General features: G+C 43.4%; 12 protein-coding genes. 5 read left to right on the top strand and 7 right to left on the bottom strand.

Annotated features, from left to right (window positions below; all coding sequences use genetic code 11):
- Nucleotides 1-4: 4 nt before the first annotated feature.
- Together FDP09_RS09850 and FDP09_RS09845 are read right to left on the bottom strand one after the other, a co-directional pair.
- A complete protein-coding gene (locus tag FDP09_RS09850) occupies nucleotides 5-1,054 on the bottom strand; it encodes a FecR family protein (RefSeq protein ID WP_137402504.1) in 1,050 nt (349 codons plus the stop codon).
- A 1,421-nt stretch (nucleotides 1,055-2,475) separates the two neighbouring features.
- Nucleotides 2,476-3,078 (bottom strand): RNA polymerase sigma factor, encoded by a 603-nt coding sequence (locus FDP09_RS09845; RefSeq protein ID WP_137402503.1) that lies wholly within the window; start codon nucleotides 3,076-3,078, stop codon nucleotides 2,476-2,478.
- Between the two features lie 341 nt (nucleotides 3,079-3,419).
- On the opposite strand from FDP09_RS09845, the gene FDP09_RS09840 reads away from it, so the two are divergent.
- The 4 genes from FDP09_RS09840 (at nucleotide 3,420) to FDP09_RS09825 (ending at nucleotide 8,136) form a co-directional block, all read left to right on the top strand.
- On the top strand, nucleotides 3,420-4,649 hold the full coding sequence (locus FDP09_RS09840; RefSeq protein WP_137402502.1) for a glycoside hydrolase family 88 protein: 1,230 nt from the start codon (nucleotides 3,420-3,422) through the stop codon (nucleotides 4,647-4,649).
- A gap of 118 nt (nucleotides 4,650-4,767) precedes the next feature.
- The gene (locus tag FDP09_RS09835; RefSeq protein ID WP_137402501.1) at nucleotides 4,768-6,351 is read left to right on the top strand and encodes a beta-N-acetylhexosaminidase; all 1,584 of its coding nucleotides are present in this window, start codon (nucleotides 4,768-4,770) and stop codon (nucleotides 6,349-6,351) included.
- 73 nt (nucleotides 6,352-6,424) lie between these two features.
- Complete coding sequence (locus tag FDP09_RS09830; RefSeq protein ID WP_137402500.1) at nucleotides 6,425-7,675, top strand: DUF2264 domain-containing protein; 1,251 nt, start codon at nucleotides 6,425-6,427, stop codon at nucleotides 7,673-7,675.
- A gap of 206 nt (nucleotides 7,676-7,881) precedes the next feature.
- On the top strand, nucleotides 7,882-8,136 hold the full coding sequence (locus FDP09_RS09825; RefSeq protein WP_222840320.1) for a hypothetical protein: 255 nt from the start codon (nucleotides 7,882-7,884) through the stop codon (nucleotides 8,134-8,136).
- 60 nt (nucleotides 8,137-8,196) lie between these two features.
- On the opposite strand, the gene FDP09_RS09820 is transcribed toward FDP09_RS09825, so the two are convergent.
- Nucleotides 8,197-9,078, bottom strand: a complete 882-nt coding sequence (locus FDP09_RS09820) for a 3-keto-disaccharide hydrolase (protein WP_137402499.1) — start codon at nucleotides 9,076-9,078, stop codon at nucleotides 8,197-8,199.
- Nucleotides 9,079-9,241: 163 nt separating this feature from the next.
- Entirely contained in the window at nucleotides 9,242-10,945 is a 1,704-nt protein-coding gene (locus FDP09_RS09815) for a PAS domain-containing sensor histidine kinase (protein ID WP_137402498.1), read from the bottom strand.
- Between the two features lie 643 nt (nucleotides 10,946-11,588).
- Here FDP09_RS09815 and FDP09_RS09810 point away from each other — a divergent pair.
- Nucleotides 11,589-12,329: a LytR/AlgR family response regulator transcription factor gene (locus tag FDP09_RS09810; protein ID WP_137402497.1), complete on the top strand. Its 741-nt coding sequence runs from the start codon at nucleotides 11,589-11,591 to the stop codon at nucleotides 12,327-12,329.
- Nucleotides 12,330-12,349: 20 nt separating this feature from the next.
- Here the strand turns inward: FDP09_RS09810 and FDP09_RS09805 are convergent, their stop codons facing one another.
- Genes FDP09_RS09805 through FDP09_RS09795 form a run of 3 tightly spaced genes read right to left on the bottom strand, consistent with a single transcriptional unit; the run spans nucleotide 12,350 to nucleotide 17,705 of the window.
- Entirely contained in the window at nucleotides 12,350-14,707 is a 2,358-nt protein-coding gene (locus tag FDP09_RS09805; RefSeq protein WP_137402496.1) for an immunoglobulin domain-containing protein, read from the bottom strand.
- Between the two features lie 40 nt (nucleotides 14,708-14,747).
- The gene (locus FDP09_RS24250) at nucleotides 14,748-16,727 is read right to left on the bottom strand and encodes an OmpA family protein (RefSeq protein ID WP_137402495.1); all 1,980 of its coding nucleotides are present in this window, start codon (nucleotides 16,725-16,727) and stop codon (nucleotides 14,748-14,750) included.
- A 9-nt stretch (nucleotides 16,728-16,736) separates the two neighbouring features.
- Nucleotides 16,737-17,705: a PorP/SprF family type IX secretion system membrane protein gene (locus tag FDP09_RS09795; RefSeq protein WP_137402494.1), complete on the bottom strand. Its 969-nt coding sequence runs from the start codon at nucleotides 17,703-17,705 to the stop codon at nucleotides 16,737-16,739.
- Nucleotide 17,706 lies beyond the last annotated feature (1 nt).

Below are 17,706 nucleotides of genomic sequence, written 5' to 3'. Positions count from 1 at the left end.
GTTTTTAGCGCATTATTTCTACCTGCTTGCCATCGATTCTAAATTGAAAATCAAGAACAGTTGATATTCCTAGCAGGACATTTTCAAGGGACTGATTATCATATTTACCCGTGTAGGACTTACCAATGGCCATGTTTGGTGGTACCGTAATCGTGACCCCATACCAATTCTCCAACCGCTCAAAGACTTCCTCAAAAGTCTCGTCTTCGAATACCAGAATCCCGTCCTTCCAGCCAAACTTAAATATGGGGTCAAAATGGCTGGTGATCAATTCGCCACTGTTTACATCCAATCGGGTCATTTGTGTTTTGGTAAGGATTTCTTGATTGCCTGTATATGAATTGACTTTTACCTTCCCAGAGGCCACTGCCACTTCAAAACACTCCCCTGCCGGATCACTCAGGACATCAAAAGATGTCCCTAGCACTTGGACATCCACCTGATCTGCCTCCACAATAAAAGGTGCCGCTTCATTTCTGGTCACTTCAAAAAATGCCTGCCCCACAAGTTTTACTTTTCGTAGCGTGTCTGAAAAAACAACCGGAAATTCTAGCGAGCTGCTGGAATTCAGCTTTACCAATGTGCCATCTGGCAAGTAAAAACTTGACTTGGTGCCTTTGGTGGTCTGCTTTACGACCATCCGCTCCTGGGCTGGCTGCTCTTCTTGTATCGTTATCGGATCGAAAACGCCAAAATAATTGGCTGTAAGAATACCCAAAATGACCATACACGCAGCCATTAGTACGGCGTTGGTCCTTCTTCTTGGTTTTGTCTTGATCCTGTCCCAGGCAGACTCCTGCCGACGCTTCTGATCGGCATACTGCTTGATGTGCCCTAGTATATCGTCTTTTTCACCACTTCGCAGCCGGTGGATGTGCTTCGGCTCTATCGCGTTGACCACTGCCTTGATGTCTCTCAAAACAGCTGCTTTGTCTGGATTATTTACCATCCAGGATTGCCAATACTTGTCCGACGCTTGATCAGGCGAAATTAGCCATTGGATGAAATACTCATCCTCCAACAGCTCCCTAAAAACATTGCTTTTGAAATCCATTTATTACAATACCTTATGGTAGGTTCTTTTGAGGGTAGAGGGAAGAACAGGTGAAACGACCACTCCTTTTTCTATTTTTTTTCAAAAAATTCTGAATACTAGGTATTACGCAATGGTCAAATGGCCTAATTGCCTATAATCATTGAAGTTTTCAAAGTGGCTTTAAGTCAAAACAATAGGTGCCACGAAGGCGCAAAGGCACTAAGGGGTGGGGAAAAATTTAATTCCGACAGCTGGACTGTGGAATCAGGGGCTTGGATTACTATCTCCATAGTACACCTTGCTTTTTACATTGGGTAATAAGCTTGGATGCCAAAAAATAGAAAAAGTAAACCAAAGTCTTCTTGGTGACCTTGTGTCTTTGTGGCAATAAAAACAGGTGCCACGAAGGCGCAAAGACACTAAGGGGTGGGGAAAAAATTTAATTCAGACAGCTGGGCTGTGGAATCAGGGACTTGGATTATTATTTCCATAGTACACCTTGCTTTTTACATTGGGTAATAAGCTTGGATGCCAAAAAATAGAAAAAGTAAACCAAGGTCTTCTTGGTGACCTTGGGTCTTTGTGGCAATAAAAACAGGTGCCACGAAGGTGCAAAGACACTAAGGGGTGGGAAAAAAATTTAATTCAGACAGCTGGGCTGTGGAATCAGGGGCTTGGATTATTATTTCCATAGTACACCTTGCTTTTTACGTTGGGAGCTAAGCCTGGATGCCAAAAAATAGAAAAAGTAAACCAAGGTCTTCTTAGTGACCTTGGGTCTTTGTGGCAATAAAAACAGGTGCCACGAAGGCGCAAAGACACTAAGGGGTGGAAAAAAATCTAATTTCGACAGCTGGGCTGTGGAATCAGGGGCTTGGATTATTATTTCCATAGTACACCTTGCTTTTTACATTGGGAAATAGCTTGGATGCCAAAAAATAGAAAAAGTAAACCAAGGTCTTCTGAATCAGGGACTTGGATTATTATTTCCATAGTACACCTTGCTTTTTACATTGGGAAATAAGCCTGGATGCAAAAAATAGAAAAAGTAAACCAAGGTCTTCTTAGTGACCTTGGGTCTTTGTGGCAATAAAAACAGGTGCCACGAAGGCGCAAAGACACTAAGGGGTGGGGAAAAATTTAATTCCGACAGCTGGACTGTGGAATCAGGGACTTGGATTATTATTTCCATAGTACACCTTGCTTTTTACATTGGGAAATAGCTTGGATGCCAAAAAATAGAAAAAGTAAACCAAGGTCTTCTTGGTGACCTTGGGTCTTTGTGGCAATAAAAACAGGGCCACGAAGGCGCAAAGACACTAAGGGGTGGGGAAAAATTTAATTCCGACAGCTGGACTGTGGAATCGGCGAGCTGTGTTTTAACTCCGTTTCAATGCCGTTTTGTTAAGAAAAAGTGGGGAGATTCTCACGCCGGCACATCACCTCATCAGTTCCATTATGATCAGTGCTTGTAAGAGCTGGGATTTATAAGGAGTCAGGGAATCCGAAAGTTTGTTTAGTCCCCTATACATCATAGTTCTAACGGTCTTGGCATTGGCAAGCCCCATCACTTCGGCAATTTCCTCATAAGGCATGTTCTCGAAAAACCTCATCATGATAATCTCTCGCTGCCGCACAGGAAGCTCATTGCAGTACTGCTCCAGAAGTTTCTTTTGGTTCATCGACAAATTGGAATCGATAAAATAAGAAGTGGCATCCACTGAAATAAAAAAAGCTTCGTCGTCCAATACGGCATCGACATCCCTACGCTCTTGTTTCAATGCACCCATTAATCTCCTGCGAAAGCAAGCCATTAAGTATGCCTTCACGGAGTGGGCATGCCGCAGCTTTTTACGATCATCGATCAACTGACAGAATACATCCTGGATCGTATCCTTTACCAATGATTTGTTCCTGGTAAACTGCCGCCCATAATTATAAAGCCTGTCTATGTTTTCAGCATAAATAAAGCCCAACGCCTCATCATCTCCTTCCAAAAACGCACTCCAAGCTTTCTCTAAATTCTGGGTCTTTGCTATCATGACATTATCTGCTTTACCGATTTTTATCCTATCTTGACTATGGCAGGTCAAGCATTTTATGCGGCACTCTCTACACAAAAAGAAATGACCAGTTTCTGCACAGAACTGATATTATATTTTCAATATCTTACTATTTACTAACAAAAATGAAACTAATCAAAACTTAAAGGCAATAATTTCTACTTTATTTTAATATATTGGCATGACAATAGGAGCAATTTCCAGCAACAACTTTATAAAAAATATGGATTTACAAGTGGTCTTTTTAACAAAAATCAGCTCTATACACCTGTGAAACATTAAAAAAATAGCTTTATTAAGATTTTAACAATCAAACACTCATGAAACTACATTACAAAATAACCTTTTCTCTCTTGGCGGTGGGCTTTTTGGCAAGTGCTTGTAGTCAGTCCAAGCAAAAGGAAAAAGAAAAGGTATCAAATGAAACAGCCATTACCCAGGAATTTATTGAGGAAAACGTAGCATTTTCCGTCAAGCAATACCAACACCTAAGTACACAGGTACCGGAAGACAAGCTACCGAGGACTTACCTTAAAGATGAAGACAAATCCGTCCCTTCCGGCACCAGCTGGTGGACTTCAGGTTTCTATCCGGGCACTTTGCTGTACCTCTATGAGCTATCGGGGGATTCCAGCATGCTGGAGCTGGCCGAGCAGAAATTGGATATCTTGGAGAAAGAAAAAGACAACACAGGCACCCATGACCTGGGCTTTATGTTATTCTGCAGCTTCGGAAATGCCTACAGGATCACGGGAAACGAGCATTATAAAGCGGTAATGCTACAAGGTGCCGAATCATTGGCCACCCGCTTCCACCCAGAAACGGGACTGATCAAATCCTGGGATCACGGCAAATGGAACTACCCGGTAATCATCGATAATATGATGAACTTGGAATTTCTTTTTTGGGCGTCCGAGGTTTCTGGTGATGACAAATACCGCAACATCAATATTTCCCACGCCGACAGCACCATGAAAAACCATTTCCGGGATGATTATAGCTCCTTCCATGTAGTAGATTATGACCCTACAACCGGAAAAGTGGTCGAAAAGAAAACCCACCAAGGCAAGGCAGACAATTCCGCTTGGGCCCGCGGACAATCTTGGGGACTTTACGGATACATTGTCATGTATCGTGATACCAAAGACCCTGCCTATCTCGACCAAGCTGAAAATATCGCAGCCTTTATCCTTGATCATCCCAACATGCCAGAAGACATGGTTCCTTACTGGGATTATGATGCGCCTGCTACTGACTCCACTTATAGGGATGCATCTGCAGCAGCACTCAATGCATCCGCACTCCTAGAACTGAGCAGATACACGGAGGATAAAGCAAAATCAGAAAAATACATAGATGCCGCTGAAAAAACGATCCTCAGCCTGTCTTCCGATAAATACCGTGCAAAGCTCGGCCAAAATGGAGGCTTTATCTTACTGCATAGTGTGGGCTCCCTGCCTCACAATTCTGAGGTAGATGTACCATTGACCTATGCCGACTACTATTATATCGAAGCATTGAAGCGCTACCAAGACTGGTTTCTTAACTGAGTAACCCAGTACTCAAAAATGCTGACAATCAGTAAACACTTGACTTGTCAGCATTTTTTGTTTTCTCCCACTACTACTTTAGCACTGGTCGTATTTCTCCCCCTCAATTGCCATAGCCATGAAAATTTACATTCTCCTTTTTGCTGCATACTTCTCCTCTTTGGTTTGCTTCGGCCAAAGCAGCCCTGCGATCATTCCGCTCCCCAGTGCTTATGAAGGAGGTGCATCTTTTTTCCCTATCACTTCCAATACTAAAATCCACTACACAAATGATCTTCTGAAAGAGGAGGCTTATTTTCTGCAAAAAGAACTCCTAGGGAGAAAATCATTCCCCATTAGCATACAATCATCCGAAGCCACGGCACCTGGTATCAGTTTGATCCTAAGGAAAACTACTCAGGAAGGTTACAGACTGTATATCGACCAGTCCACCGGGGTCACTATCACTGCAGCAACCGAAACCGGCATATTCCAAGGCATTATCTCGCTGCTGCAATTGATCGACCAAGCGGAGCCTTCCCAACACCAGCTGGCCATTCCCACTTGGAAAATCCAAGATACCCCGGCATACGCTTGGAGGGGATTCATGCTGGATGAGTCTAGGCATTTTTTTGGGGTGGAAAAAGTAAAATCCCTCCTTGACTGGATGGCCTTTTATAAGCTCAATAAATTCCATTGGCACCTTACCGATGCACAAGGATGGAGAATAGCCATCAAAAAATACCCTAGGTTGGCGCTGATTGGCGGAATAGGCAATAATAGCGATCCCTTAGCTCCTGCCCAGTACTACAGCCAAGCACAAATCCAAGAGATCGTGCGCTATGCAGCAGAACGAAAAATCGATATCATTCCCGAGATCGACATGCCGGGACATGCCACTGCCGCCAACAAAGCTTACCCTGAATTTAGTGGTGGTGGATCGGTAAAATACCCAGAATTCACTTTCCATCCTGCTAAAGAGGGCACCTATCAGTATCTGACGGATATTCTTCGGGAAGTCGATGCGCTTTTTCCCGCTCAGATGATCCATCTAGGGGGAGACGAAGTAAGCTTCGGCAACCAACAGTGGAAAAATGACCCGCAAGTAAAACAATTGATGGCCTCCCAGCAATTGAAAGATCTAAAGGCAGTGGAAGATTACTTTATGAAACGAATGGCAGACTCGCTTTTTTCACTCGACAATACCATTCTTGCTTGGGACGAAATGGCCGAAGCCGGCCTACCTACGGGCCAAAGCATCTTGCTATGGTGGCGGCACGACCAGCCTCAGCAGCTCCAAAAACTCTTGGACAATGATATCCCCACCGTCATCTGTCCGAGAATACCACTATACTTTGATTTTGTTCAGCAAGAAAATGACCGCTATGGTAGAAAATGGGGCGGCAAATTCAACCCTGTCCAACGGGTCTATGATTTTAGCCTATCAAAACTAAACATTCCCGACTCCAAAAAACCTTTGGTTTTAGGATTTCAGGCTAACTTATGGACAGAGACGGTCACTGATGAAGATCGATTGGACTACTTGACCTTTCCGAGACTGGCAGCACTTGCTGAAATCACCTGGACATCCGAAGAGCAAAAAGATTTTGAAGGCTTCTCTGCCAGACTGAAAAAGCACCTACCACTTTATCAAAAAGCAGGAATTTACTACCATGATCCTTTTGATCCTGACACTCACCCAGAACCGATCATGGCAAAATAACCATCGATCCCAAGAACCTACTTGTAAATTAGTGCAATCAGACTAATTTTAAGCGATATTAAAACCGTACATTATGAATAGACGATCTTTTGTAAAATACATTCCAGCAGTAGGAGCCATTGGTGTTTTGCCAAACACCCTGTCCGCAAACACCGCCTCGGCAGCTCCAGAAAACGCCAATACGAGAAGCTATTGGGCAAAGACTTTATATAAAATCGCCTCTCCTATGCTCACCCAGATGAGCCAAGGGAAACTGCGTGCGACCATGCCCGTGGAAACCCCTCCTAAAGCCTACAGAGGTCGTGAAAACGTCACTCACCTAGAGGCATTAGGGAGAACACTCGCCGGCGTGGCTCCGTGGCTTGCACTGCCCGAATCCACGGATGAAGAAGGAAAAATGCGTAAAGACCTCAAAGAAAAAGCGCTGAAAAGCATCGCCCACAGTGTAGATCCCCAATCCCCTGACTACCTCAACTGGACCAAAGGTTCCCAGCCGCTTGTGGACGGGGCATTTTTGGTGCACGGTATCATGCGTGCTCCAGAAGCACTTTGGGAGCCATTGGACGATGAAGTGAAGCGACGGTTTGTCCAGGAAATCAAAAACCAGAAAGAAGCCATCCCCCCTTATTACAACAACTGGCTGCTCTTTGGGGCGATGTTGGATGCTTTTTTGCTCTTTGTTGATGAGGGAGGTGATTTTATGCGAATTGATTTTGCGGTCAAAAAACATGACGAATGGTATGTAGGAGACGGTTGGTATGGTGATGGCCAAAACTTCCACATGGACTACTATAACGGCTATGTCATCCAGCCCATGATGCTCCAAGTACTAAAAATAGCCGCATCCAAAAAGAAGAGCTACGAAAAACTTTATGAGACAGTCGGTAAGAGAATGACCCGTTTTGCTGAGCAACAAGAACGCTTGATCTCCCCAGAAGGTACCTATCCACCAGTAGGAAGGTCCATCACCTATCGTGTGGGAGCCTTTCAGCCACTGGCAGAAGCGGCATTACTGGGCATCCTGCCCGAAGCTATTTCAGGAGCACAAGTCCGCAGTGCATTGAGTGCAATCATCAAAAGGCAATTTGAAGCACCGGGTACATTTGATGGAGACGGCTGGCTGACTATCGGATTTTGTGGCCATCAACCAGAAATGGGAGATTCATACATCTCTACAGGAAGCCTTTACCTGTGCACATTGGGCTTCCTGCCTTTGGGACTTCCTGCTGACCATTCCTTCTGGACAGCTCAAGAAGAAGACTGGACAGCTAAAAAGGCTTGGAATGGCATTAGCATCCAAGCAGACCATGCCATTTCATTTTAAGACCAATAGCCGGTGAAAATAATTTTCACCGGCTATTTTTAAAATAGTATGCCAGTACATCACTTTTTGGCTTGCCCCATAAATACCACAACGTCTCTTCTTACCAGACACCAGTCCTCTCAGAATAATCATTTTTAATCTTCAATCGCTTACATTTCCCTCATCTATTCCATAACTTTAAGTAAACTTAAACAACTATGGAGCAGATGACTAAACAAATCTTTCGAGTAGTTCCTATTTTGATGGGATTGATGGCCATTTTATCTAATGATGTATTCGCACAAATCCCAACAGGAACACCAAGAACGGATGAACCGATTGACCTAAGCACCACTTCAGACATCATTATTTATTTGGTACTTCCTCTTGTGGTAATTGTCTTGGGCATATTTTGGTGGTTTTTCTATAAGAAACCCAAAAACCAAAAGGCAGAAGAAGAGCGAAAGAAATCCAATAAATAATTTATCTTATCCCAATATCATCCCGATGGTTTAAGCAGAGATTCGTTTCCATACGACACTTTAGCGGTTCCTCAACTCTTCAAGGACGGCTTTAAGGGAAGCTTGATCATCCATATAAGGGGCGAGATCAAACAACTCCACCTTGCGAAAATCGATAGGATGACTCTCACTCTGCAAGGAAATATAGCCTTCCGAAAGTAATTTACCATCCTGCTTGACCTCCGGATCGACAGGCGAGACATTTCCGCCGCCAATCTGAGGATCATAATAGGTCATCACCGTGTCTCCCTCCACGATATGCTGGACCAATGAATCCGCCAACACTAAAAAATCAGCTGTCACCCACTGCTCTCCATGATAGGTCTTTGAGGTCGAACTTACACAGTGTGGCGTAAACAACTCTCCGTCCATCACCACATTAGTACCAGGGGTGCACAGGTTGCTGGTGGTACGATCATGCTCTCCATCACCGCCAAGAAGCTGGCCTTCGATAGAAATCGGAAAATCCTGATCCTTTAACATGCTTTCGGGAGACTGACCATGGAGCATCGCACCACTATTCCTCAATGCCCAACCTTCACCTCCCGGTGCTTGCTCACCCACAAACCGGTATTCGAGATGAAGTAAATAGGCTGAAAAAGACTCATCATAAAAAATATGACCATACTGCTGGTCAAAATCCTCATAACCATCATAACGCACTTTCATCATGCCATCTTCTACCCTGAAGGTATTGGCATAATTATCATTGAGTTCGTGTTTTGAAATCTTCACCTTCCAATTCTCCAAACTCTCCCCATTAAATAATGATACCCACCCATCTTGAAGATCAATGACCACTTGAGAAGTATCTTCTCCTTCGGATTCGTGGGACTGCTGACTGGACTTGGAGCAGGCACTACAGATACAGATGGCTAAAATGGGCAATAGTAGGTTTTTCATGTTTTTGAATCAGGTTAAATTTCACAAACCGTTAAAATAGTGCAGAAAAAGGACAAACAAGACCTATTTTAAAAGAAATTATGCTTTTTACAATCACATTAGATTCGCTTTTCGGGCTAGGCACACAAGAAAACCACGACATCTAACAATTTTCGCCCACCTGCTATGTCAACGAAAACGTAAGATAGAAGCAAGTCCCTTCTCCAACCTCAGATTCAAAATGGATCGTTCCGTTTTGGAGTTCGATGAATTTCTTGGTTATCATCAGCCCCAACCCTGATCCCTTGTCATATTTATTGGCATTTGATGCCCTAAAAAACGGTTTAAACAGATGCTCTTGTTCGTCTTTGGAAATCCCATCGCCATAGTCTTTTACTGAAATGATGAGCTTACCTTCAGCTATATTGGCCCGTACGAGCACATCATCCTCCCTACTGCCATATTTCAATGCATTTTCTACCAAGTTTGTCATGACCTGATTCATCAGACTGACATCGATGGGATGGGTAAAATCGTCAGGCAATGCTGTTTCAAATTGAACTGCATCTTGATCGACCCAGTCCTCCAGAACAGAACGGAGGTATGAATTGATCTTTTTTGTTTTAGAACTGACTTGAATTACGCCCTGATTAATCTTTTCGAGGTTCAGAAGGTTGACCAACAACGAGTTCATCCGGTCCACCTCATTGTTTACCCGATTAAAATGTTTTTTAAATTTTTGCTCAGACGGATGCTCTTCCAGTTGGCGCTGCAGCTCAATATTGCAGATTTCTATACTTGATTTAATGGTAGAAAGCGGCGTTTTAAACTCATGGGAAGTGATGGAAATAAACTGGGATTTCATTTTGTTCAGTGCTATTTCTTTTTCCAAAGCCTCGGACATTTTTTTGTCCCCCTTCACTTCCTCGGAAATATTTCGCACAATAGCCATATGCCCTTGGATTTCTCCATCATCATCATACAAGGTGTCAAAAATACTCTCTAACCACATCCTTTCCTTATTTGCATTAAGATTGGTGAAACGGTATCTTTCTATACCATCTATTACCACCTTTTTCATGTCTTTCACCTCACTCCGGAAACATTCAAAAAAAGAAGGATTCATCAATTGCTCTCTCGTAAACCCAAAAAGATGCTCAAAGGAAGGAGAAAGAAACTTGGGCGACCAATTCACATTAAACACTCCGATAGCATCTGATGAATATTTCATCAACATATCCAAAATCTCATTTTTACTTTTACCGTTGCCCCCCTCTACTTTACCACCAAGCCGACACTCGGATAAATAAATCATTTCAAAAGTGGCTGCCAATTGCTTAAGAATTTCACAACAATCATCTAGGTCAGACAAATTGGCATTCAACAAGACCAAAAAACTGTGGGTTTCTTTATCCAAAAATGTAGGGATCAGAGCATAGCCTCCTTTCAAACCTTCATAATCTTTTACTCCCGAGGTAAAATCTCCTTGAATAATCGATCCTTTATCCATTGATGCTGCATTATGGAGAAAAAGATCATTAACCACATTTTTGGTTTGGGTCCAATAAACCAAGTCTGATCGGTCATGTTTATCAGAAAAAAAATAAGTATATCCATCCACCTTCCCCGAAACAGCTTTCCCAAAAAGTATGGACTCGTGCGACACTATCCCAAAAGCAATTGACCTCAACTGATCAAAGGCCTGACAGCTGCTAAGTTCTCCTACTTGATGCTGCCGCTGTATATTGATAAGTGCTGTATAGATTGTTCCTGCATCCTGCTGTTTATGCTTTAAAATCATAACTTGATCTTTTCTGGTCTTGGATAAACCTTCTTGATCTACTTTACTTTGGTTATTTCGGTCTATTGAATACGATGCTCTCAACATATCCCTCCTCGTTAAAATAAAAGATTTACTTCTTTTTCCATAATCCCAAAAGAATTTTTAGTATTGGCCAAAAAAGGTAGATACTCTTGATCCTCATAGGTCATCCTTGCCATCAAACATTATTTGCAGACAACACCTTTTTGATGGCAATGGTCAACACAGGATTTTCGGTCTTGTACTAAATAGTTGGTTAAACTTAGCAATTCATTGACCAATATATATACTAATAATTACCTTTTTTTACCTAAAATTTCGCCCATTTACCAGTTGGCTAAATTGACCAGGCCCTCATCCCATTTACAAATCTACCAACATTTCTTCAACTTCCTTTCAGGAGTCAAACCGGATGTTTCAATTTCAACTGAAATTTCAAAAATAACACATTGATGACATGGCTTGGACAGGTTTATTTTACCACTTATCCGAACGTCAAGATAACATAATTCGGCCTTTTATTAACTAAAACCTGCTGATTTTTTATAAAAACGTAAAAATATACAAATAAAGCTTGCGATTATTACGTATTGAAAATATTACAACAATATCTCATTATATTTTTTTCTTTTTTAGGCAAATCTCGTATTATTTACCCGAAATTCTACGTATTATTGACACAATTTGGAGGAATATAAGTAGTTAAAACATGAAAACGCAGATACTGATCGTAGAGGATAACCTTGAATTGGCCGACAATACCCAAGACTTGTTGGAAGCTGAAGGGTTTGAGGTTTGCGATATCCTGGATTCAGACGAAAAAATCGAAGACACCTTGTTTGAAAAGTTCCCCGCAGCAGTCCTTTTGGACATTCACCTTAAGGGCAATAGCAATGGAATCGACATTGCACATAACATTCGGAATAAATTCAACATCCCGGTGGTCTTTTTTACAAGCTCTACGGATAAAGAAACCTTAAATAAGGTAAAAGAAGTATCACCCGACGGATATATCGTCAAACCTTTTTCAAAGGACACCTTGATTACCACACTGACACTGGCCATTAGCAACTACGAAACCAAAAATACCGACAAGGTCTCGGAACTTATCCTGCACGATAAAATCATCAAAGGCTCTTTATTTATCCGGGACAAAGGCTATTTGAAAAAAATCGCCATAAAAGATATCGATTGGATCAAGGCCGATGGTTCATATACGCATATCAGCACAGGCGATAACACAGTCTATACCCTGAGAAATATCCTCAAGGATGTTCTCCAAAAACTCCCCTCCATGCTTTTCTGTAAAGTAAACAAGGCATTTATCGTTAACCTCGACAAAATAGACGCCCTCAATTCCAAAGAAATCATCATCAAAGAACAATCGATTCCCGTAGGCAGAAATTACTACCAAAATATCCTTTCCAGACTAAACCAAGTCACCCGCTAAAATACGCCCCTCACTTCGGGCTACCATATCACTTTTATCTGCTGGGCATGTCCTTGGGTATAGATCAGGTAAACATACCCCCCAGGCTTGAGCGACTTGCCTTGATAGAGTTTTTTAGCCTGCCCCGGAAGCAATTGGTCTAAAGTAAAACGATCCACCACAGCACCGCTTTGGCTGACGACCTGTACCGTAATATGATCAAACTTCTTTGGGCTGTGGTTTCGCAATACAGGAATATCCATGACGGGGTTTGGAAAAATGCTAAATTCCTGCTGCCTTTCAATCTCGCTATCCAACCGCATTACAGTGGAATAATTTTCCTTACCATTGAGCTGTACCGCTTTGATCCGATAGAAGTTTATGCCAGAAGCAGGTGCTTCGTCCGGAAAATCAAATACCCCTCCAAAAATGTGGTCACTTGACAGGCTAATCTCCCCTATTTTGTACCACTCGAGTCCTGGACCAGCTCGCTGGACAATCAACTGCATCAGGGGATTCTGAGCACTAAACTCCCAGTTCAAATAATTTCCATTCTCCTTCGCATAACCCTCAAACCGTAACCAGCTGACCGGCAGGATAACAAACACCTGCTCTACTGCTTCGATGGCGCTACATCCCGTATCACCATTTTGTAAGATCAAGTAAACTTCATCGATTTCTTCTTCTGGAAGAAGCCCTTCGATCTCCAACGCCCCATCCGGCCGTAAACGGTAAGTCACGGTATGCCCCCCCTTATCCACGACCAATTCATCCGTGATCGTGGGTACGCCATCTGGCTCCAAAGACCAGCTAAACTGTGGGTTCTCTATACCGGCACTTAATTCCAAGTTTGGTCCCAAAACCACCACTTCGCCTTCACCATATGTCGCCTGACTGGGAAGTGCCTCATAATCCTCCTGTGCCGGAACAGCCAATGCATCCACCTCCACCGCTACCCTGGCGGACTCTATTTCCTCCCCGCTGCATTCATCCACACTGGATACGTAATAGGTTTTATCTTCTGTCACTTCATCAATATCCAAGCTTTCGGTGGTGCCAATGGGAGTACCTCCCTCTTGTGCTTCATACCAGCGGAGAGAGGCTCCTCCATAGCTTTGCGGTGATACACTCAGGGGCTGTCCTTCGCAAATGGAATAATTGTTACCTGTCACCCCGCCAAAATCCGGCATACCTACAGTGCGTTGCACCTCGTGGACATTCAGGGCTTCCCCCACATCGACATCCAAAAAAGAGCCCACACTGATCTCAAACCGATCAAATGGAACACCCGGCGAAACTGGAAAGGTCACCGCCTCTCCATCCCCAAGAAGTCCCAGCAGGTCCAGCTTGATCAAGCCCAACAGTTCTGCTGACAAAGCTCCCAAATCCTGCTCAAATACCTGCGAATCTCCATTAAAAGCTTTAAAAGAAACATTGCTCAACAATTCTATGTCCACTAGAGAAGGGTCTCCACTCAATGTCACCATCACCTCGTCTGTAGGAGCGGAAGCTTGTGTGAAATAAAACTGCTGTGTAGAACTCCCAAGGACGTTCAATAAGCCTGGACTCACTGAAGATGCCGTGGCCGGATCATCATCAATGGCATTTTCAGGATGCTCCACGATTCCTCCTCCTAAGTTTAACGCATCCAAGTTAATCCCTCTGCCATCGTAAGAGATAAATTCGGGAGCATAATTGCATGCTTCATCATAATAGAAAGCTTCATACACATCAAAGTAAAACTCAATACCCAGACCAGCTAAAGCCGTCGCTAGATTGGTGATTCTTAGCCTTTGATATGGTACGTCTGGGGTAAACATTAAGTGGTAATAACCATTTCTATCCTTGACCATTTTAAGATCAGCAGATCCAAGCCCACCTAGTGTGCTTTGAGCAAATAGCAGAACCCCATTTGAATCCTTTGCTTCCACTTTGATTATTTGCTTTCCCAAGATGCTGCCGGCCACCCCACTCAAAAGCTCACCCAGCGTCCCTCCTAATAATTGTTCAAGTAATCCCTCATCTCCATCCACTCTGATATAAGTCGGGGTATTGGCAGGAACAATCTCATCATACTGGATTTCAACATACCCACTATAAGCGCCTATGTCTAAAATGAGACCTGCACTAGATAGTAATGTTGCAAATTGTTCATCACCTCCATTAGCCGCCCCGTTTTCATTTAATACTGTTTTTTTATTATATGGAGGTAATAAATCCCACCATCCCGCAGGGACATTATTACTCTTTCTTATATAATTATCTGCATAAACCTTCTGCCCCTTGACCTCGGCAGGCCAGATAAAACACAAGCAAAAAAAGGCCAAGACCGCCCTGCGGGCAGTCTTGGCACCTAAAAAATTAACGTGAAGGGTATTATTAACTACTACCGAACTCATCCCTCCTAGTTGAAAGTTTTATTTGAAAAAACTTCTCTCCTTAATAATCCACGATCGTAAATTCCGTGCGACGATTATCTTGATGCTGCTCATCGGTACACTCTACTCCATCGTCACACTCATTCAGCAATCTCGACTCCCCATAGCCTTTTGCCTCAATCCGCACCCGGGACACACCTCTGGAAATGATGTAATCCACTGCTGATTGGGCACGTTTTTCAGAAAGGGTTTGGTTATAGGAATCTGATCCACGGCTATCTGTATGGGAATTCAGCTCAATTTTCATGGTTGGATTGTCTTCCAGGATTTTGACCAGCTTATCCAGCTCCAACGCCGCGTCCGGCCGAATCTCCCACTTGTCAAAATCATAGTAAATATTCTCCAGCTCGATGGTTTTGCCTATCTCGATTTTATCCAGATACAGGTCCCGGACAATGGTGCTATCGGCAAACAACCTGATCCCTTTTGTGCTCAGCCCTTTGATCTCTGCGGTAATGTAGTCGGTCTTTTTGCCCTCGACATCGTAAACGGTCTCTTCATTCAGCTGGAAGCTATATTCCCCTTTTTCATCAGTCACATAGGTAAATTCGGTTCCAGTGCTTTTATCGGACAGCACCACCACGGCATTGGGAAGTGGCTCAAGGGATTCTTTGTCCTTTACGGTACCGCTCAGAAAAATTTTAGAGTTTATGTCCAGTACAAAGGCATACACATCATCCCATCCTTCACCGCCTTGACGATCAGAAGAAAGCACTCCCCTGTCAGGAATTTCGGGATTGATAAAATAGGCAAAATCGTCACGGGTGGAGTTTATCGGTGTTCCTTGGTTTTCTGGCTGTTGCCAATGATTGCCATTGGGTTTGCTCATGAAAACATCCAATCCGCCGAGCCCTTTTCGACCATCCGAGGAAAAATAAAGCTGTCCGTCCTTATCCACAAATGGTGTCCGTTCATCTCCAAAGGTGTTGATCTCATCTCCAAGATTAATCGGCTCGGACCATTTGTCCTCGCCCATATACTTGCTGTAATAAATGTCCGCCTTGCCATGCCCTCCTGGCTTATCTGATGAAAAATAAAGCCGCTCTTCCTTTTCATCCCAAAACGGATCACTTACAGAATACTCATAGGGATTGTTGAAAGGCAGCCCTTTGAGTGCTCCCCAAACGGTATCTCTCTTTATTTTATAAAACACCTGCGGATAGAGCGTATAGTTCTTCTTGTTTATATTATCACCCTTTTGTTTATTGCCGGGTTTACCGGCCTTTACCCAAAACACCATGCTCTCCGTCTCGAATACAGGACCACTGTGATGGTCACTCTTATACTTATCCAACTTGATGACCGTATCCACGTCGTAATTGTCCCAGTCCCCCGTGGCTTCATAGACGCTCAAATAACCGTTTCCAGTCCATCCATAAATATCACTCCTCAGGGCATTGTACTGATCCACTTTCATTTTATCAGGATCTTGGTCCATTCGGTCACTGGCAAAAACCAAAGTGCTATCCTTGATAAAAGCACCAAAATCAGCAAAAGGGGAATTCACATCCTGAAGATTGGTCATGCGCACATCCTTGGATGCATTGAGCAGGGATTTGGCCTCTTTTACCGTTTCGAGTAAGTTATTGATTTCATCTTGGCTTACTTCGGTGGCCTCAGAGCGGTTGTACTTGATCAGTTGCATCCGCGCTTCATCAAACTTGGAATTGGCAATGAGTGCCTTGGCAAAATCAAGCCTGTCCTGATTGGAAAGTTGGTCTTCCCTGTCCAGCCTTGCATACCATGATTCAGCCAGGTCAAACTCCCGCATCTCAAAATAGGATCTTGCCAACCCTCTTGCTACTTCCGGAAGTTCTGTTCTTTCCCAAGCTATTTTATAGTGATTTACTGCCACGGCATAATTAAGCATTTCATACTGCTGGTCGCCCTTGATCAGGTCCCTGTTTTTCAAGCTGGAACATGAACAGACCCCTGCCAATATCAATACCGTAAGAAAATAGTAGGTAGTTCTTTTCATCATATATCTGAATTAAAAATATCTTGGAGAAACTAATTTCACGCGTTTTGGCGGGAACAAATACCCCACAGAGAAATCATGTGTAGAAAAGGCCTTGGTACTGAATCCCGATACATTGTGATCGTAAGCATACCCAATCCTGAGGCGGTCATTCACATAAAACTCTACTAAGCCCACCACGGATACCGGTCGTTTGGTTTCCCCTTGAAACTCCTCTCCTTGGAGGTTTACCGATGTTCGATAGGAAGCTCCTACCCACAATTTTTCACCCAACAGCACAAATGCATTCAAATCCAACCTAGAAGGCCCGTTAAAGTCCTCTGCATAAAGTATGGAGGGCTTTATGGCCACATTATAGGACACATCGATGATGGTTCCTGCTGTCAGGTACAGGTTGGAAGAAGGCTGTACCAGCACGGCTCCATTGTCAAAATTAAAACTGGAAGAAAACAAGTTGTCAGCGGACAGCCCAGCATAGAATTTTGGGTTATAGTAAAATAACCCCGCCCTGAGATCAGGGTAAAGGACCCTTTCGTTACCAGTGGAGACCGACGGATCCGAAGGATCCATCGGATTTAGCATGGCTCCATCCAAGCTGGTATTCACTAGCCCGGCACCAAGTCCAAAACTTAAATAACCTTCATTGGAGACCCTAAGGTGATAGGCTGTATTGGCATATCCACCGGTGGTTTTCTGCGCACCCAAACGATCCACCATGATATGACCACCGATCCCGACATTGGTATCGGTAATCAATCCATCACCGGAGATGGCAAATGTCTCCGGGCTTCCCGGTACACTTGTCCACTGTTTCCTGTAATAACTCTGAAGGTATATTTGTTGCTTGTACCCTGCATAGGCAGGGTTCAAGAACAAGGGGTTAAACATATACTGACTGAAAACGGGAGCCTGCTGGGCCTTTGCATCCAAGCAAGTAAAAATTATCCCCGCTACGATCAAGATGTATTTTAAGCTTTTCATC

The sequence above is a fragment of the Echinicola rosea genome (assembly GCF_005281475.1).
GTDB lineage: Bacteria > Bacteroidota > Bacteroidia > Cytophagales > Cyclobacteriaceae > Echinicola > Echinicola rosea.
This window is presented reverse-complemented; position numbering and strand designations above follow the sequence as displayed.